Here is a 17,148-nt window from a genome sequence, read left to right on the forward strand (position 1 = left end):
CGCTGTAAATTTTTACAGCGCTTTTTTTGTTTTTGTAAATAAAAAAATAGTTACTTTTTGTTTACTTCTTTAATGTACTTTTCAAGTGCCATTGTCATAGAAGGTGTTTCTGGAGTTGGCGCTTGAATGTCTACTCTAAGACCGTTGTCGGTTACAGCTTTAACAGTTGTGTTTCCAAAGACAGCAATTCGAGTGTTTTTTTGCTCAAAATCTGGAAAGTTTTCTAGTAAAGAAACAATCCCGCTTGGGCTAAAGAATACAAGAATGTCATAATACACATCTCTAAGGTCAGAAAGGTCGCTTACCACTGTTCTGTAGAAAGTGGCTTGTTTCCATTTTACACCCAAATCATCTAAAATTTCAGGAACGATAGGCTTTAACTTGTCTGAAGACGGAAGTAAAAAGGTTTCGTTCTTGTATTTTTTAATGAGTGGGGTTAACTCTTGAAATGTACGTTTACCTACATAAATTTTTCGTTTACGATACACGACATATTTTTGTAAGTAATAAGCAACTGCTTCACTTTGGCAAAAATACTTCATAGAATCTGGCACCTTAAAGCGCATTTCTTCGGCAATTCTGAAAAAATGATCTACTGCATTTCTGCTGGTTAAAATGATTGCTGTGTACTTTGATAAATCAACTTTTTGAGCTCTTACTTCTTTACTGGGAACTCCTTCAACGTGAATAAAAGGCCTGAAATCTATTTTTACTTTTTGTCTATCAATAAGATCAAAATAGGGGGAGTTTTCAACCTTAGGTTCAGGTTGCGAAACTAAAATAGTTTTCACTTTCATAAAATCAGCTTTTTTTAAATTCTTTCTATCTATGCCAGCGTTTTATACAAGATAAAATAGGGCGAGATTTCAAGTGCGCAAAGATACAAAATAAAATAGAAGAAATTATTATTAATTAAATTTCTGTTTGTTTTATAACTGTAAAACAGGGAAATACCATTTAACAGTACGATGACAGCTATTAAAATAAATAAAAGTATTGCATTTGGCTCTATAACATAGAATAGTGTTAAGTTGATACAGTAGATTAAAAGTGCAATTAAGTTACGGTAACTTAGTTTTTGAAACAAATAAGTGTTAATTAATGTGTCTAAAGAAAATGCGGTGCCAATAATTTTTTCAATAAAATATTTTATAAAAACAAATACCGAGTATCCTGTGCAAATTTGTATAAATAAGTACTTGTTCTCAACAATCCATTCGGGTTTTAAAACTTTAAAAAAAAGGTAGATAAAAAGAGATACAGATAGTACTTGAACAACAAAAAGTAAGATGTTAAAGAGATGTATAATTTTTTCAGATTTACCTTGTACCAAAAAATACTTATCGCTTATTGGTAATGTAATAAATTGCTGAAACTCTTTTGGGTATAGATATTTTACAGTCGTTATTAAAAGCAAGCAAGCTACTAGAATAATAGTAACCCAATCCATAGAATCTATGTGCCTTTCAATATACTGCATGTATTGAATTTTGTTGATAAAGGTACATTAAAACAACATTGTCAAAAAGCAATTCAATTAGAATTTCCTTCACATTTATTTGCTTAAAAAAAGGTACATTTGCGCTAAAATGCAGGCTATGTCCAAAGCCCTCGTGGTTATTCCTACATACAATGAAATTGAAAACATTGAGCGGTTGGTGCGTAATGTTTTTGCTTTACGGATGAATTTCCACATTTTGGTAGTTGATGATAACTCACCAGACGGAACGGCACAAGCTGTTGAAAAACTCGTGACAGAATATGAAGATCAACTTTATATTTTAAACCGAAAAGAAAAATCTGGTCTGGGTACTGCATACATAGCAGGATTTAAGTGGGCACTACAAAGAGATTATGAATATATTTTTGAAATGGATGCCGATTTCTCTCATAATCCAAATGATTTAATTAGATTATACAATGCTTGCAGAAAAAACGGTGCAGACATGTCTATAGGCTCTAGGTATGTGCAAGGAGTAAATGTGGTAAACTGGCCTATGACACGAGTTTTATTGTCTTGGGGCGCTTCGAAATATGTTCGGTTTATTACCGGTATGAACCTTTATGATACAACAGCCGGTTTTGTTTGTTATAAAAGAAAAGTTTTGGAGAAAATCAATTTGGATAAAATACAATTTGTAGGTTATGCGTTTCAAATTGAAATGAAATTTAAAGCCTATTTGGCAAAATTTAAAATAGAAGAAGTCCCGGTTATTTTTACAGACAGAACTCGAGGCGAATCAAAAATGGACACTAGAATTATTTCTGAAGCCATTTTTGGAGTGATAAAAATGAAGTTTAAAAGCCTTTTTGGCAACACAGATTTTAATGAAATATAGATGAGTAGTATTTTAATAAAAAACGCAAATATAGTTAACGAAGGGAGCATTTTTCAAGGTGATGTACTTATTGAAAATGACATCATTGCAGAGGTGTCAAATAGTATTAGTGCAAAATCTTCAGACACCAAGATAATTGATGCAGACGGTCAATACTTATTGCCGGGAATGATTGATGATCAAGTACATTTTAGACAACCGGGCTTAACGCACAAAGCAGATATTGAAACCGAATCAAAAGCTGCTGTTGCAGGTGGTATCACTACATTTATTGAAATGCCCAATACCATACCTCAAGCCACTACTATTGAGCTTTTGGAAGATAAATTCAGCATTGCAAAAGAAACTTCTTGGGCTAATTACAGTTTCATGTTTGGCGGAACCAATGATAACCTAGATGAAATTTTAAAAGTAGACCCTAAAAAAGTAGCAGGGTTAAAATTGTTTCTAGGCTCATCAACCGGGAATATGCTAGTTGATAACCCTGAAACTATTGAAAATATTTTCAGCAAAACCAAGTTGTTGATTTCTACACATTGTGAAGATGAGGCTACCATAAAAAAGAATCTTGAAGAACATATTAAAGAATACGGTGATGACATTCCTATTGAAAAACATCCGGTAATACGTAGTGAAGAAGCGTGTTACCTTTCTTCTTCAAAAGCAATTGAATTGGCCAAAAAAACAGGTGCAAGATTGCACGTTTTTCATCTTTCTACTGAAAAAGAAACGCATTTATTTAATAATAAGTTGCCACTTTCAGAAAAGAAAATAACAGCCGAGGTGTGTATTCATCATCTATGGTTTAGCGATGAAGACTATAAAAAAAAGGGCACCAAAATTAAATGGAATCCAGCTGTAAAAACTAAAAAAGATAGAGAGGGCCTTTTAAAAGCGCTCAAAGATGATCGTATTGATGTAATTGCAACCGATCATGCTCCTCATACTAAAGAAGAAAAAAATAATGTGTACACCAAAGCGCCTTCTGGGGGACCATTAGTTCAGCATGCGCTTGTTGCTTTAATGGAAATGTACCATAGAGGATTAATTTCACTTGAAAAAATTGTAGAGAAAACAGCTCATAATCCTGCAATATTATTTCAAATAAAAGATCGCGGATACATTCGTAGAGGATACAAAGCAGATTTGGTATTGCTAGATTTACAAGCACCTTGGACTGTAAATAAAGAAAATATTTTATACAAATGCGGTTGGTCTCCTTTTGAAGGACAGGTTTTTAAATCTAGAGTAACCCATACCTTTGTCAATGGAGTATTGGCTTACGAAAATTTAAAATTCCCGAACAGAAGTAGAGGAGAACGCATAAGTTTTAATCGTTAATGAAATATATAAGCATCATAGTATTAATTGTGCTTTTTGGTTGCCAGAGTGTTTCAAAACCTGAAAAGCCAGATAATCTTATCCCAAAGGAAAAGATGATGGATATTATGATGGATTCATACTTGAGCAACGCCGCACGAAGCGTAAACAATAGAAAAGTGAGGTCATACGGGTTAAAACTAGACTCGTTAATTTATGCAAAATATAATGTAGACAGTTTGCAGTTTGCAAATAGCAATACCTATTATGCGGCAGATTTAGACACGTATGAAGAAATGTTTAAAACCATTGAAGAGCGATTGGGTGTTTTAAAATCAAAAGCAGATAGTATTCAAAAAGCAAATGCTAACGATAAAGATGCAACTCCAGAAAAAGATGAAGAAGTCACTGATACTATTGAAGAAACAGAGGCTGGAAGTTTGGTTCCTTCTATAAATACCATTCAAGACTCTATCGAGTAGTGTTTACAAACTCTTTTTAGTGTTTTTTCAATAGGTGTAAATGTAAAATTTAATTCCTTTTCAATTTTTAAACTACTATAATTTGAATCTGTATACAGCGAATTTACAGTTGCTTTTAATAAGATACGTTTGGTTCTAAATATCTTTGAAATAAACCAATCTATTTTACTGAAAGCTAATAAAACCCATTTTGGTGCTCTTTTTTTAGGGAGTTTTACGTTTAAATTTTTGGCTATTTCAGAAAGAAGTAAGCGGTATTTTACATTTTCAGCAACCAAAATATACGAAGTATTTTTTTCTGAAGATTGCATTGCGGTAACCATTGCGTTAACAACATCTTTAACATCTACAAGACCCATACTTCCGTCTGTGTAAAAAGGGATCCCTTTTGATGCGGTTTTAATAATTACACCACTTCCCGAATTCCAAAATCCTTCTCCCAAAATAACGCCCGGTTTTACAATAACAGCGTTGAGGCCTTCTTGAGTGCCTCGCCAAACTTCCATTTCGGCGCCATATTTTGTAATAGAATAGATGTTATTTTTTTCTTCAGAATTCCAATGAGTTTCTTCAGTTATTTTAGCGCCGTTTATACTAGACCCAAGTGTAGCTACTGAGCTTACATAACACAATTTTTCAATAGAATGAGCCAAACAGAGGTTTACAATATTGGCAGTCCCTTCAATATTTGCTTTTTTTAATTTGTTGTAATGTTTTGGGTTAAAGCTTATGTATGCTGCTGCGTGATAAACCTGTGTTATGTCTTTAAAGGCATCGGTAAGCGCTGGTATTTCGGTAATGTCTGCTTCTTGCCATTCTATTTTATTGAATAAAAGTTCAGCTTCTTCAATAGAAACATAATATTCAAATACATTTTTTACAGCTTGAAGGTTACTAGATTTTCTATGGATTGCACGCACGTTGTTATTTTCCTTCAGAAGAAAATATAATAAATGTGATCCTACTAAACCTGTACCGCCGGTGACTAAAATCATAGTGTAAAAATAGTCTTTTTTATAGTATTCTTTTCAGTTTGATGCAATGGGTATATCTTTGTGTACATTTTTAAATTTAAGACATTTTGAAACTAAAAAATTTCGTTGAAGAATTAAGATGGCGTGGAATGCTACACGACGTTATGCCAGACACAGAAGAACATTTAATGGAGCAAATGCGTTCTGCTTATGTGGGCTTTGATCCTACTGCAGACTCCTTGCATATTGGTAATTTGGTTCCTATTATGTTGTTGTCATTTTATCAACGATGCGGTCATAAACCCTATGCTCTGGTAGGTGGAGCAACAGGAATGATTGGTGATCCTTCGGGAAAATCAAATGAACGTAATTTATTGGATGAAGAAACACTTCGTCACAATCAAAACTGTGTGCGCAATCAACTCTCTCAATTTTTAGATTTTAAATCTGGTGCTGAAAATGACGCTGTATTGGTTAACAACTATGATTGGATGAAAGAATTTAGCTTTTTAGGCTTTATTCGTGATGTTGGTAAACATATAACAGTTAATTATATGATGGCAAAAGATTCTGTAAAAAAACGATTAACCGGAGAAGCAGCAGATGGTATGTCGTTTACAGAATTTACATATCAATTGGTACAAGGGTATGACTTTTACCATTTATATAAGAATCACGATTGTACCTTGCAGATGGGGGGTAGTGACCAATGGGGAAATATCACTACAGGCACCGAAATGATACGACGCATAGGCGGCGGAAAAGGATATGCCTTAACGTGCCCATTAATCACAAAAAGTGATGGAAGTAAATTTGGTAAAAGTGAAGGTGGTAACGTTTGGCTAGATGCCAAAAGAACATCCCCTTACAAATTTTACCAATATTGGTTAAACTCTAGTGATGAAGATGCTGAAAAGTATATAAAAATCTTTACATTTTTAGATAAAGAAACTATTGAAGCATTAATTGCTGAGCATAAGGAAGCTCCTCACGCTCGTTTACTACAAAAACGTTTGGCCAAAGAAGTTACCGTGACTGTTCATAATGAAGAAGAGTATGAAAAAGCAGTAAAAGCTTCAGAAATACTATTTGGTAAATCAACTTCTGAAGATTTGAAAACGTTAGATGAGCAAACCTTTTTAGATGTTTTTGAAGGTGTTCCACAAGCCGAAATTTCAAAAACTGAAATTGAAAACGGAATGGATATTATAGCTGCTTTGGCTTCAGAAACTAATTTTTTAAAGTCAAATGGTGAAGCTAGAAGAGCGCTTAAGGAAAATTCTATTTCAGTAAATAAAGAAAAGGTAACAGATGATTATACAGTTACTAATACTGATTTAATAAACAATCAATTTGTGTTATTGCAACGCGGTAAGAAAAATTACTTTATCATTAAAGTTATATAAATATGAAAGCCCCAATCTATTATAGAAAGGGGCTTTCAAAATTAACTAACCAACCAATTATGAACTGAACCATTAAGGTTCAACCATCTTGTGCATAAGTAGTCGAAATCTTATTTATTACTTACACATATAGGCTTAACTTTAGCATTTAATTAACTTTATATCAGATATTTAAAGTATCATAAGATTACAGCCTCTTATATCGCTATTATCAAACCTGCCTACTACTTCAAAATGCTCAGTTGTGTGAACTTTTCCCAAATCTTGGGTAGCAATAAAACTACAAGAATAAAGGTTTGCTAGATCGATTACATTTATCCCTCCGGTTTTGCTTTGTATGTAAGTAAAAGGGTCTTCGGTATCTCGAGTAAGAACTTTCATCCAAGGAGGACATTTAAAAACCCCGTCACCAATTGAATAGGCTTGTGAGAGTAACTCTGTCATACCATATTCGCTATGAATTTTTGAAACCCCAAACCCTTCTTTTAAAACCGAATGAAGCTCTTGCTTAACCATTTCTTTTCTGCGTCCTTTCATGCCGCCAGTTTCCATAACAACGGTGTTTTTAAGCTGAAATTTTTTCTTTTCAATCAAATCTAACAGTGCGTACGATACGCCCAACAGAATGGTTTTTTGACCTTTGTTTTCTAAGTAAGTAAGCTTTTCTATCAACGCATCCATATCGTGTAAATAGAAACCACTATGTTCATTATCACTTTGTTGTATCAATGAATCAACCATATATATTAAGGATGACCCTTCTCGTTCTAGGTATGATGGCAGTAGCGCCAAGATAGTAAGGTTTTTAGGAGTGCCATATTGATTTTTGAAAGCTTTGTTGAAGCTTGTTTCATATAAGTCAGTTTTAGCTACATAATGTTTGCTGGTTGTGCTTCCCGTGGTGCCGCTGCTAGTAAAAACAACTTCTGAATTATACCCTTCTGCAATGATTTTATGGCTCTTAAAAAACTGTATTGGTAAAAAGGGAATTTCAGAAATTTGGGTTATTTTATTAGGATTAATTTTTAACATATCACAAAACTTTTGATACACAGCCACATGTTTGTGTTGAAAATTAAAAACTTCCAAAGCTGCTTCAGTAAAGTTTTGAGGTGATTTAATGTTAAAAATTTTTTCTGAAATCATGATGTATCAATAACTTTTCAAAAATAGCGAAATAAAAAAAGCTCCTGCATAAGCAAGAGCTTTAATGTGTATAGTTTAAAAATAATTACTTCACAACTAACTTCTTAGTAACAGAAGCGTTTCCTTGGTTGATTTTTACGATATAAACACCGCTGTTTAATGCAGAAATGTTTAATCTTTCACCTGTAATTGTAGTATTGATAACTTGTTTTCCTAACACGTCAAAAACAGCAACTTCTTTATCACCACTAACTTTTGAAACGATGTTTACAAAACCGTTAGAAGCTGGGTTTGGGTATACAGAAAATTGGCTTTCATTTGCATCGTTAATACCTAAAGAACCTCCTATTTGTAGGTTGTCAAAGAAAAATGCTTCAGCTCCAGCATTAATACGAGCTTCAATCACTAATTGAATAGTAGTATTAGGTAAAATAGCTGCCGTACCTGTAATCCAAGAACCTTCAATTGCAAGGTCATTAATGTCTGATCCTGTAGTGTCAAGAATGTCAATTTCAGTACTGTTTGTTAGGTCTCTTACATAGATACGTAATCTGTCAGAGCTTGATTCATTTACAGTTCCGTCACCTTCATAACCTGTTTCAGAAATAAAATAGTCTAAAGATAAAGTAGGGTCTGTAACTCCAGTTAAATCTACTTGGTCAAACTCAAGAATGTAATTTCCGTCAGAGTCACTAATTTGGTAACCTTGATCCCCGTCTGTATAAGGATCATCACCTGTAGGAGCAAAATCTGTAACACCTACAAAATCACCGTCGCTAAGGCCTTCACCAGGAGTGTCATACGGCTCATAACGAGCATCAAACCCTATCTCGCCACCTGTAGAAGTATAATCTACGTTAGGCTCATCAGGATTATTAACTAAATCGTGAGCAACTGTTGCATCACCAGTATCAACATACTGTACAGTAACAATTGATGGCTCCTCAAAGCTAGTTCCTGCAATTTGTGCAAAAGAGGCAACACTCATAAAAAGTGCTGCAATAAAAGTAATTTTTTTCATCATATTTGTTTGTAAATTATTTAAATGTGGTGCAAATATACATATTTGAATAATAGGTGTGAATTTTTAAAATATAGTTTATAAATTGCTTAACGTAAAGGTAATATTGACTAAAAAAAGGCTTGTTTAAGCCGATAGTATGTTACAATATCGTTAACAATTAAATAAGCAAACAATACGAAAAAGTAATATATGGTATCTTTAAACCTTAATTTTATTAGGTAAAAATAATTATGAAGAAAAAAGACATCAAAATTTTACTAGTAGACGATGAGCCGGATATTTTAGAAATTGTAGGCTACAATCTCTCTTCAGAAGGGTATCAAGTTACAACTGCTGAAAACGGTAAAGAAGCTATTAAAAAAGCTAAAAAGGAAATACCACACCTCATCATTCTTGATGTAATGATGCCCGAAATGGACGGGATGGAAGCCTGTGAAAAGCTACGTAACATACCTGAACTTGCCGAAACAATAATCACGTTTTTAACAGCTAGAGGTGAAGACTATTCACAAGTAGCCGGTTTTGATGCTGGAGCCGATGACTATATTACCAAACCTATTAAACCAAAAGTATTGGTAAGTAAAGTAAAAGCATTACTAAGACGTTACAAAGAAACCAAAGAAGAAACAGGTAAAGTTAAACTAGGTGATTTGGTAATTAACCGTGAAGAGTATAAAATCACCTTAGCAAATGAAGAAATGATTTTACCAAGAAAAGAGTTTGAATTATTAGCGCTTCTAGCTTCAAAACCCGGAAAAGTCTTTAAAAGAGAAGTAATACTTGACCGTGTATGGGGTAATGAGGTAGTAGTAGGTGGAAGAACTATAGATGTTCACATAAGAAAACTACGTGAAAAAATAGGTGACGAAAAATTTAAAACAGTTAAAGGAGTAGGGTATAAATTTGTAGTTTAATGGCAAAAGAATTTAAGAGAACATACAAATTTGCAGCATATACATCATCATTCCTCACATTTTTTTTAACACTCGTGTTGGGTGTTTTTTTTTACTTCACAGCAATTAAACTTTATTGGTTTCTAATAGTATTTGCCATAGTTTGTTTTGGGTTTTCTTTCTTTTTCATTCAGTATCGAGTAGAAAAATTTATTTACCGAAGAGTAAAAAAAATATACGACGATGTTAGACTGCTAGATGCTTCAACTTTTGATAAAAAACAAATTACTACAGATATGGCAACGCTTACAAGAGAAGTAGAGCGATTTGCTGAAACCAAAAAAATTGAAATTGAAACTCTCAAAGGTCGTGAAAACTACCGAAAAGAATTTATGGGTAACATCTCCCATGAATTAAAAACGCCTCTTTTTACCGTCCAAGGGTATATACTCACATTGCTTGATGGCGCAATGGATGATAAAAATATTCGTAAAAAATACCTACAGCGGGCCAATAAAGGAGTAGAGAGACTGATTTATATTGTAAAAGATCTTGATATGATTACCAAGCTAGAAGTTGGTGATTTAAACCTTAATAAAGAACGATTCAATATCATCGAGCTGGTACAAGGTGTTTTTGATCTTTTTGAAATGAAAGCTGCCAAAAAAAATATCACCCTTACATTTGATATCGATTATAAAGAAAGCATTTTTGTTGATGCAGATCGCGAGCGTATACAACAAGTATTGACCAATTTGATTGTAAACTCAATTAAATATGGTAAAAAGGATGGTACAACAGAGGTAAGTATAGAAGATCTTATAAAAAATAAAGTTATTGTGCGTGTAACCGATAACGGCGAAGGTATTGAAAAAGATAAAATACCTAGATTGTTTGAACGGTTTTTTAGAGTTGATAAAAGCGGTTCAAGAAAAGAAGGAGGCAGCGGGTTAGGACTTTCAATTGTTAAGCATATAATTGAAGCGCACGATGAAAAAATTTATGTAGAAAGTCAATATGGTATTGGCTCAGAGTTTTCCTTCACTCTCGAAAAAGCCAAATAACCTTTCAAAATTGGGTGTGCTATTAAAATCTTGTAATCCTTTGTAAAAAGGAATTTTGTCCAGTTTTCTTTCTTCAAATTTATGTTGTTTACAACTAGGTACAAAACCAGTTTGTTTTAACCGTTTTGCCAAATATACCTGTTCAAACTGCCCTGGAGTAGGAATAAAAAAGGCTTTCTTTTCCATCGCTGCCAAGTCCATAATAGTTGTATATCCAGACCTTGAAACAACACACTCGCTTTTATTGATGGCGTTTTCTAGTTCAAGACTAGTAAGAAAATTAACTACTTTAATAGCACCTTTTTGAGTTTCCTTTTTTTCTTCTTCTATAACCCCTTGAACCAACATCACTTTTTTATTGGAATGTTCAAAAACCGAAGTAAGCTTTTCTTCTAGTGCAGTTCGTTGTGGTTCGGGACCTGATAATAAACACAAAACATCATATTCTTTTGTCACAGATTGTTTTTGCATACGTGACAGCAAACCAATATAGGTAACTTTTAAAGGAACAGATAGTAAGTTTTTAAAATGGCCTAGTTTACCACTTAAATTGATTGAACCTTCAAGGTCTGGCACCCAACAAGCATCAAATTTTCTAAGTAAAGTTTGATGCATTTTACTGCTAAGAAAAGACGTGCTGCCAGAAAGGACATTCAATTGATGTGTGATTATTACCGAAGGTATTTTACTGTTTCGTACACCCCAACGATTATCACTAATAATACCTTGAATCTTATTTTCAGAAACAAGCTTTTCTACTACCTTTTTTTCTGAAGCAATTACCCTTTTTACAAAAGGAGCTTTCAAAAGAAGTTTCAGCTTAAAAAAAGCACCTTTTTTTGGATAAGTTATGTTATAAGAAGGTAGCTCTACGTATGGTAAATCTGGAAATTCTTTCCGAAGCAATAATAAAGCACCCCCATCTGAGGCTAATAAAACGTTATACTTGTTTTTTAGCAATGCTTTTATGATAGGAATGCAACGTGTAGCGTGCCCCAAACCCCAGTGTAAAGGCGCTACCAAAATGGTTTTTCTTTCATTCACAAAAACAAAGGTACATAAAGTAGTGCCTTGTTAATATTTCCTTAATTTTACCAAATAAACTCTAGCGATAAGAAATAGTTAATTGTGGGAAGTAAAAATAAACTCAAACGTTTTAAAGAAAACGAAACTTTTAAAAATGTAATTCAACCTACTCGTGAGGAGGTTTTTTCAAATAGTCTTGACTTAAAAGGGAACTGGAAGCGTGATTTTTTTAAAAATGAAAAACCGCTCATCTTAGAGCTGGGTTGTGGTAAAGGAGAGTATTCAGTCAATCTAGCTAGAAAATATCCAGCTATTAATTTTTTAGGAATTGATATTAAAGGAGCTCGTTTCTGGAGAGGAGCCAAAACCGCTTTAGAAGAAGGCTTAGATAATGTAGCTTTTTTACGTACACAAATTGAGTTGATAGATTTACTTTTTGCAGAAAATGAAGTAGATGAAATTTGGATTACTTTTCCAGATCCTCAAATAAAATACAAGCGCACCAAACATCGCCTTACCAACCAAGAGTTTTTAAATAAATATAAAAAGATTTTAAAACCAGATGGTTTTGTTCATTTAAAAACAGATAGTGAATTTATGCATGGTTATACATTAGGATTACTTCACGGGCTTGATGAAGAGATTGATTATGCGCATCACGATGTCTACGGAAACAGTCACGCACCCGAAGAAGTGACTAGTATACAAACCTTTTATGAACAACAATACTTAGAAGAAAATAAAAAGATAACCTACATACGGTTTAAATTTAGGTAGATAATTTTGCTTATATTCACGACAGAAACGTGTCTTTTATGACGGTACTTGTAAACTTTGCAATTGGCTTTATAGCAGCTTTTATTGGGGTAATTCCTCCCGGACTGCTAAATATGTACGCTGCAAAAATAAGTATGAAAGAAGGCAGAAAAAAAGGAATAATGTTTTCTACGGGTGTTTGTGTAACCGTAATGATACAAACGCTTGTAGCTCTGTTTTTTGCTAGATTTTTAGACCAACATCCTGAATATGTTTCAATGCTTCAAAAAGTAGCTTTGGGAATTTTTATATGCATAACAATTTACTTCTTTTTTATAGCCAAAGACACACGCAGACCACTTCCAGAAGATGTAAATCACTCAAAAACCAACCGTGTTTTTTCTGGTATGTTATTAGCGCTTGTTAATTTACTACCACTTCCATATTGGGTGTATATAAGTATCACTTTTGCAGGTTTTGGGTGGTTTAGCTTTTCTCAACCAGGATTATGGAGTGCTGTCATTGCCTCAGGATTGGGTACATTTTCGGTTCTGGCAATGTATGTTTGGTTTTTTAGGCAAAAAGATGACCAGAAAAAACTGAATGTTAATATGAACTTTATTATTGGCGTGATAACGGCTATCATTTCAGTAATAACTCTCTTAAAAATAATGGAAGAGATATAAATGGCCTCAGACAATTTTTTTGATAGAGTATATGAAGTAGCCAAGCAAATACCTTACGGAAAGGTTACAAGTTACGGCGCTATTGCAAAATACCTGGGAGCAGCTGGTAGCGCAAGAATGGTAGGTTGGGCTATGAATAAAAGTGGAAAAGATCCTGATGTTCCTGCTCATAGGGTTGTAAATAGAAAAGGATTGCTTACAGGTAAACATCATTTTAAAGGTACAAACTTGATGCAGCAATTATTAGAAAGTGAAGGTGTTGAGGTAGTTGAAAATCAAATACAAAACTTTGATCAACTTTTTTGGGATCCTGTAAAAGAATTACAATAGATTGCTTATTTCAAAAGAAGAATCTAGTTCATGTTTCTTCTATTAACCCATAAATCATTTCAATCCAACTACTTTACAATCCAAACAATTACCGTTATATTTGCACTTTAGAATCAGTCTAAATATTCCGAAAAAGATTATATGAAATTGAATAAAAAAGATATACTTAAAGCTTTAGAAACCATTACGCTAGCCGGAGAAGGAAAAAATATGGTTGAAAGCGGTGCGGTTAAAAATGTAGTAACTTTTGCAGACGAAGTAATTGTAGATCTTACAGTTTCTACACCGGCCCTACATATTAAAAAAAGAGCCGAAGCAGATATCATAAAGACCATTCAAGAAAAGGTATCTGCAGATGCACAAGTAAAAGTAAATATTAAGGTTGAAGCACCTACCAAAAAGGAAAATCCAAATTTAATTAAAGGAAAACCCATAGCTGGTATTAAAAATATTGTTGCGGTAGCTTCAGGTAAAGGAGGCGTTGGTAAATCTACAGTTACTGCAAACCTAGCAGTAACGCTTTCAAAAATGGGCTTTAATGTAGGGGTGCTAGATGCAGATATTTATGGGCCATCAATACCGATAATGTTTGATGTTGCTATGGAAAAACCACTTTCGGTAAAGGTTGAAGGTAAAAGCAAGATGAAACCCATAGAAAACTATGGTGTAAAAGTTCTATCAATAGGATTTTTTACAAAACCCGATCAAGCAGTTATTTGGAGAGGTCCTATGGCTGCAAAGGCATTAAATCAATTAATTTTTGATGCAAATTGGGGTGAATTAGACTTTTTACTCGTAGATCTTCCACCGGGAACAGGAGATATACACTTAAGTATTATGCAGTCATTACCGCTTACAGGTTCTGTAGTGGTAAGTACACCTCAAAATGTAGCCTTAGCAGATGCTCGAAAGGGTGTTGCCATGTTTCAACAAGAAAATATACAAGTTCCTGTTTTAGGAATTATTGAAAATATGGCTTATTTTACTCCTGAAGAATTACCCGAAAACAAATATTATATTTTTGGAAAAGAAGGAGCTAAAAACCTAGCTGAAGACCTAGATATTCCATTTTTGGGTGGTATTCCGTTGGTGCAAAGTATACGAGAGTCTGGTGATGTAGGTCGCCCGGCAGCCTTGCAAACAGCAACCCCAACAGAACAAGCTTTTGAAACTGTAACAAAAAATGTGGTGGAGCAAACGGTACGCCGTAATGAAAATCTCCCCCCAACCGAGGCCATAAAGATTACAACGATGGCAGGTTGTAGTGCCGTTAAAAAATAATATGAAAGATCAAGAATTAAAATTAAAGGTTGAGGATGCTTTAGAAGAAATACGTCCTTTTTTACAAAGTGATGGAGGTGATATTTCTCTTATTTCTATAGATGATGGAAAAACAGTGGTCGTTCGTTTAGAAGGAGCTTGTGTAGGTTGTAGTGTAAATCAAATGACCTTAAAAAGCGGTGTTGAAATGACCATAAAAAAACATGCACCTCAAATTGAAACCGTAATCAATGTAGAGTAAATTGATATTGGTCATTTTAAAAATTAAAAATCACCACTACATTGCGCGTATTTAAACACGAATTATATTCATGATAAAAACAGATATATTGATAATCGGTGCTGGTCCTACGGGACTTTTTACCGTTTTTGAAGCCGGATTATTAAAGTTAAAATGTCACTTGATTGATGCCTTGCCACAACCTGGTGGTCAATGTGCTGAAATTTATCCCAAAAAACCTATTTATGATATTCCTGCATTTCCAGAAGTACTAGCCGGTGATTTGGTTGACAATTTGATGAAACAAATTGAACCATTTCAACCCGGATTCACTTTAGGAGAGCGTGCAGAAACGATCGAAAAACAAGAAGACGGCACTTTTATAGTAACAACAAGCAAAGGAACAAAACACCACGCTCCGGTAGTTGCCATAGCCGGTGGTTTAGGAAGTTTTGAGCCTAGAAAACCTCCAATTACAAGTATTTCAGAATATGAAGATAAAGGGGTAGAATACATTATACGTGATCCTGAAATGTACCGCGATAAAAATGTAGTAATCGCTGGAGGAGGAGACTCTGCGCTAGACTGGAGTATCTTTTTAACCGATGTCGCATCTAGTGTTACATTGGTACATCGCCGCAATGAATTCCGAGGTGCTTTAGATAGTGTAGAAAAAGTTCAAGAACTTAAAAACCTTGGAAAAATTGAACTAATAACTCCCGCCGAAGTTGTAGATATATTTGGTAATGAAAAAGTAGAAGGCGTTTCTATAAAAAGAGGAGCCGATGTATTTAACAGAGCATGTGATCACTTTATTCCGCTTTTTGGGTTGGCTCCAAAACTAGGGCCCATAGCAGATTGGGGTCTAGAGATTGAAAAAAACGCTATCAAAGTGGATAATACTCTTGACTATCAAACCAATATTCCAGGTATTTATGCAATTGGTGATGTAAACACTTATCCCGGTAAATTAAAACTCATCCTTTGTGGTTTTCACGAAGCTACGTTAATGTGTCAAAGCGCCTATCAACGCATTCACCCAGATAAACGGTATGTAATGAAATATACCACTGTGGGTGGTGTAGAAGGTTTTGACGGAAGCAAAAAACAAGCTCCAAAAGCAGTTGTTAAATCTATTCAATAATTTGAAAAACAGCTTCGTATGCAAGAAGATATCAACATCACAATTATTGATAGAGAAGGTAAATCACACACTGTTGAGGCACCAACAGATATGAATATGAACCTTATGGAGGTAGTTCGATCTTATGAGCTTGCTCCTGAAGGAACAATTGGTATTTGTGGCGGTATGGCTATGTGTGCATCCTGCCAATGCTATGTGCTTAGCGACCACGAACTTCCGGAAAAAAGTTATGATGAAGATTTAATGCTTGCTGAAGCATTTCACGTGAAAGAAAACAGCCGTTTGGGTTGTCAAATTCATATAAATCCTGAAATGGAAGGTCTAGAAGTGGAGTTAGCTCCTGAAAGTTAATTTAAAATTTCAGAAACTTTCGTCAGTAATTGATCAACAAACTTCTTATAAGCAACTTTGGAAGGGTGTAATCCATCTGAAGCTACTAAAGATTTATCTTTTAATCCATTCCTGGTAATGGGTGTGATGTTTTCAAAAGCAACGCCTTTTTGGTTAGCTATTTTCTTTGCAAAAGCGTTGTAGTTATCAATTTCTTCTGAAATTTTATCAGGACTCTCTTTTGTCTGTCCAAAAGGTGTAAAGGCATAATCAGGAATAGAAACTACCACAACGCGCTCTTTATTTCCGTTTGCAAATTCAATAGCCTTATCTAATAAAATAGGAAACTCATTTTCATAAACTGAAAAATCTTTTCCTTGATATTGGTTGTTTACGCCTATTAAAAGTGTTACCAAATCATAGTTGTTTATAAGATTTTCTTTTGAAATCCCATTCAGTAAATCACGAGTAGTCCATCCGGTAGTAGCTATTATTTTTAAATCTATTTTTTTATTAAAATTGCTACTTATTTTATCTTTTAACTGCTCCGGAAATCTACACGTATCACAAACACTTTCACCAATGGTGTAACTATCTCCTAAGGCTAAATAGCTATAGCTTGAATTGGTTTTCTTTTTCTGAACGCTATTTTTTTGAACTGAACAATTTAAAAATAAAAGACTACCAAGAGTAAATGCTAGCAAGTATATTATTTGTTTCATAAGTG

General features: G+C 34.0%; 20 protein-coding genes. 13 read left to right on the plus strand and 7 right to left on the minus strand.

Features of this window, described 5'->3' with window-relative positions; genetic code table 11:
• Positions 1 to 50 precede the first annotated feature (50 nt).
• Both INR76_RS05170 and INR76_RS05175 read right to left on the minus strand, forming a co-directional pair.
• Positions 51 to 797 carry a uroporphyrinogen-III synthase gene (locus tag INR76_RS05170; RefSeq protein ID WP_223109592.1) on the minus strand — a complete coding sequence of 249 codons (747 nt, stop codon included), beginning with the start codon at positions 795 to 797 and terminating at the stop codon, positions 51 to 53.
• Positions 798 to 826: 29 nt separating this feature from the next.
• Complete coding sequence (locus INR76_RS05175; protein WP_223109593.1) at positions 827 to 1,480, minus strand: DUF4271 domain-containing protein; 654 nt, start codon at positions 1,478 to 1,480, stop codon at positions 827 to 829.
• A gap of 118 nt (positions 1,481 to 1,598) precedes the next feature.
• Between INR76_RS05175 and INR76_RS05180 the strand changes: the two genes are divergently transcribed.
• Genes INR76_RS05180 through INR76_RS05190 form a run of 3 tightly spaced genes read left to right on the plus strand, consistent with a single transcriptional unit; the run spans position 1,599 to position 4,141 of the window.
• A complete protein-coding gene (locus INR76_RS05180) occupies positions 1,599 to 2,339 on the plus strand; it encodes a polyprenol monophosphomannose synthase (RefSeq protein WP_223109594.1) in 741 nt (246 codons plus the stop codon).
• Positions 2,340 to 3,680, plus strand: a complete 1,341-nt coding sequence (locus INR76_RS05185; protein WP_223109595.1) for a dihydroorotase — start codon at positions 2,340 to 2,342, stop codon at positions 3,678 to 3,680.
• Positions 3,680 to 4,141, plus strand: coding sequence for a DUF4296 domain-containing protein (locus tag INR76_RS05190; RefSeq protein ID WP_223109596.1), 462 nt, complete (start codon positions 3,680 to 3,682; stop codon positions 4,139 to 4,141). Before INR76_RS05185 ends, INR76_RS05190 begins: the two co-directional genes overlap by 1 nt.
• On the opposite strand, the gene INR76_RS05195 is transcribed toward INR76_RS05190, so the two are convergent.
• Positions 4,123 to 5,136 (minus strand): NAD-dependent epimerase/dehydratase family protein, encoded by a 1,014-nt coding sequence (locus tag INR76_RS05195; protein WP_223109597.1) that lies wholly within the window; start codon positions 5,134 to 5,136, stop codon positions 4,123 to 4,125. The genes INR76_RS05190 and INR76_RS05195 overlap by 19 nt on opposite strands.
• 86 nt (positions 5,137 to 5,222) lie before the next feature.
• Between INR76_RS05195 and tyrS the strand changes: the two genes are divergently transcribed.
• Entirely contained in the window at positions 5,223 to 6,521 is a 1,299-nt protein-coding gene (gene tyrS / locus INR76_RS05200; protein WP_223109598.1) for a tyrosine--tRNA ligase, read from the plus strand.
• Between the two features lie 171 nt (positions 6,522 to 6,692).
• Here the strand turns inward: tyrS and INR76_RS05205 are convergent, their stop codons facing one another.
• Both INR76_RS05205 and INR76_RS05210 read right to left on the minus strand, forming a co-directional pair.
• Complete coding sequence (locus tag INR76_RS05205) at positions 6,693 to 7,667, minus strand: acyl transferase (protein ID WP_223109599.1); 975 nt, start codon at positions 7,665 to 7,667, stop codon at positions 6,693 to 6,695.
• Positions 7,668 to 7,752: 85 nt separating this feature from the next.
• The gene (locus tag INR76_RS05210; protein ID WP_223109600.1) at positions 7,753 to 8,691 is read right to left on the minus strand and encodes a T9SS type A sorting domain-containing protein; all 939 of its coding nucleotides are present in this window, start codon (positions 8,689 to 8,691) and stop codon (positions 7,753 to 7,755) included.
• A 230-nt stretch (positions 8,692 to 8,921) separates the two neighbouring features.
• Between INR76_RS05210 and INR76_RS05215 the strand changes: the two genes are divergently transcribed.
• Both INR76_RS05215 and INR76_RS05220 read left to right on the plus strand, forming a co-directional pair.
• Positions 8,922 to 9,605 (plus strand): response regulator transcription factor, encoded by a 684-nt coding sequence (locus INR76_RS05215; protein WP_223109601.1) that lies wholly within the window; start codon positions 8,922 to 8,924, stop codon positions 9,603 to 9,605.
• A complete protein-coding gene (locus INR76_RS05220) occupies positions 9,605 to 10,648 on the plus strand; it encodes a cell wall metabolism sensor histidine kinase WalK (protein WP_223109602.1) in 1,044 nt (347 codons plus the stop codon). The genes INR76_RS05215 and INR76_RS05220 overlap by 1 nt, the downstream gene beginning before the upstream one ends.
• On the opposite strand, the gene INR76_RS05225 is transcribed toward INR76_RS05220, so the two are convergent.
• Positions 10,613 to 11,692 (minus strand): glycosyltransferase, encoded by a 1,080-nt coding sequence (locus tag INR76_RS05225; RefSeq protein WP_223109603.1) that lies wholly within the window; start codon positions 11,690 to 11,692, stop codon positions 10,613 to 10,615. The two genes, INR76_RS05220 and INR76_RS05225, sit on opposite strands and share 36 nt — an antisense overlap.
• Positions 11,693 to 11,776: 84 nt before the next feature.
• Here INR76_RS05225 and trmB point away from each other — a divergent pair, with 84 nt between their 5' ends.
• From trmB to INR76_RS05260, 7 genes are all read left to right on the plus strand, one after another.
• Positions 11,777 to 12,451, plus strand: coding sequence for a tRNA (guanosine(46)-N7)-methyltransferase TrmB (trmB, locus tag INR76_RS05230; protein ID WP_223109604.1), 675 nt, complete (start codon positions 11,777 to 11,779; stop codon positions 12,449 to 12,451).
• Between the two features lie 38 nt (positions 12,452 to 12,489).
• Entirely contained in the window at positions 12,490 to 13,116 is a 627-nt protein-coding gene (locus INR76_RS05235; RefSeq protein ID WP_223109605.1) for a lysine transporter LysE, read from the plus strand.
• The gene (locus INR76_RS05240; protein ID WP_223109606.1) at positions 13,117 to 13,446 is read left to right on the plus strand and encodes an MGMT family protein; all 330 of its coding nucleotides are present in this window, start codon (positions 13,117 to 13,119) and stop codon (positions 13,444 to 13,446) included. It abuts the gene before it with no gap.
• A 141-nt stretch (positions 13,447 to 13,587) separates the two neighbouring features.
• Positions 13,588 to 14,727 (plus strand): Mrp/NBP35 family ATP-binding protein, encoded by a 1,140-nt coding sequence (locus tag INR76_RS05245; protein ID WP_223109607.1) that lies wholly within the window; start codon positions 13,588 to 13,590, stop codon positions 14,725 to 14,727.
• A gap of 1 nt (position 14,728) precedes the next feature.
• Positions 14,729 to 14,968: a NifU family protein gene (locus INR76_RS05250; protein WP_223109608.1), complete on the plus strand. Its 240-nt coding sequence runs from the start codon at positions 14,729 to 14,731 to the stop codon at positions 14,966 to 14,968.
• Between the two features lie 70 nt (positions 14,969 to 15,038).
• Entirely contained in the window at positions 15,039 to 16,091 is a 1,053-nt protein-coding gene (locus tag INR76_RS05255; protein WP_223109609.1) for an NAD(P)/FAD-dependent oxidoreductase, read from the plus strand.
• A gap of 18 nt (positions 16,092 to 16,109) precedes the next feature.
• Positions 16,110 to 16,442 (plus strand): 2Fe-2S iron-sulfur cluster-binding protein, encoded by a 333-nt coding sequence (locus tag INR76_RS05260; RefSeq protein WP_223109610.1) that lies wholly within the window; start codon positions 16,110 to 16,112, stop codon positions 16,440 to 16,442.
• On the opposite strand, the gene INR76_RS05265 is transcribed toward INR76_RS05260, so the two are convergent.
• Complete coding sequence (locus tag INR76_RS05265) at positions 16,439 to 17,143, minus strand: SGNH/GDSL hydrolase family protein (protein WP_223109611.1); 705 nt, start codon at positions 17,141 to 17,143, stop codon at positions 16,439 to 16,441. The genes INR76_RS05260 and INR76_RS05265 overlap by 4 nt on opposite strands.
• Positions 17,144 to 17,148 lie beyond the last annotated feature (5 nt).

The organism is Marixanthomonas sp. SCSIO 43207, assembly GCF_019904255.1.
Taxonomy (GTDB): domain Bacteria; phylum Bacteroidota; class Bacteroidia; order Flavobacteriales; family Flavobacteriaceae; genus Marixanthomonas.

Bases quoted from the DNA above. Each gene is read 5' to 3' on its own strand.
- INR76_RS05260 (WP_223109610.1), top strand. From the start codon at position 16,110: ATGCAAGAAGATATCAACATCACAATTATTGATAGAGAAGGTAAATCA.
- INR76_RS05205 (WP_223109599.1), bottom strand. From the start codon at position 7,667: ATGATTTCAGAAAAAATTTTTAACATTAAATCACCTCAAAACTTTACT.
- INR76_RS05235 (WP_223109605.1), top strand. From the start codon at position 12,490: ATGACGGTACTTGTAAACTTTGCAATTGGCTTTATAGCAGCTTTTATT.
- INR76_RS05220 (WP_223109602.1), top strand. From the start codon at position 9,605: ATGGCAAAAGAATTTAAGAGAACATACAAATTTGCAGCATATACATCA.
- INR76_RS05175 (WP_223109593.1), bottom strand. From the start codon at position 1,480: ATGCAGTATATTGAAAGGCACATAGATTCTATGGATTGGGTTACTATT.
- INR76_RS05240 (WP_223109606.1), top strand. From the start codon at position 13,117: ATGGCCTCAGACAATTTTTTTGATAGAGTATATGAAGTAGCCAAGCAA.
- INR76_RS05255 (WP_223109609.1), top strand. From the start codon at position 15,039: ATGATAAAAACAGATATATTGATAATCGGTGCTGGTCCTACGGGACTT.
- INR76_RS05180 (WP_223109594.1), top strand. From the start codon at position 1,599: ATGTCCAAAGCCCTCGTGGTTATTCCTACATACAATGAAATTGAAAAC.
- INR76_RS05265 (WP_223109611.1), bottom strand. From the start codon at position 17,143: ATGAAACAAATAATATACTTGCTAGCATTTACTCTTGGTAGTCTTTTA.
- INR76_RS05215 (WP_223109601.1), top strand. From the start codon at position 8,922: ATGAAGAAAAAAGACATCAAAATTTTACTAGTAGACGATGAGCCGGAT.
- INR76_RS05210 (WP_223109600.1), bottom strand. From the start codon at position 8,691: ATGATGAAAAAAATTACTTTTATTGCAGCACTTTTTATGAGTGTTGCC.
- INR76_RS05245 (WP_223109607.1), top strand. From the start codon at position 13,588: ATGAAATTGAATAAAAAAGATATACTTAAAGCTTTAGAAACCATTACG.
- INR76_RS05250 (WP_223109608.1), top strand. From the start codon at position 14,729: ATGAAAGATCAAGAATTAAAATTAAAGGTTGAGGATGCTTTAGAAGAA.
- INR76_RS05170 (WP_223109592.1), bottom strand. From the start codon at position 797: ATGAAAGTGAAAACTATTTTAGTTTCGCAACCTGAACCTAAGGTTGAA.
- INR76_RS05185 (WP_223109595.1), top strand. From the start codon at position 2,340: ATGAGTAGTATTTTAATAAAAAACGCAAATATAGTTAACGAAGGGAGC.
- INR76_RS05190 (WP_223109596.1), top strand. From the start codon at position 3,680: ATGAAATATATAAGCATCATAGTATTAATTGTGCTTTTTGGTTGCCAG.
- INR76_RS05195 (WP_223109597.1), bottom strand. From the start codon at position 5,136: ATGATTTTAGTCACCGGCGGTACAGGTTTAGTAGGATCACATTTATTA.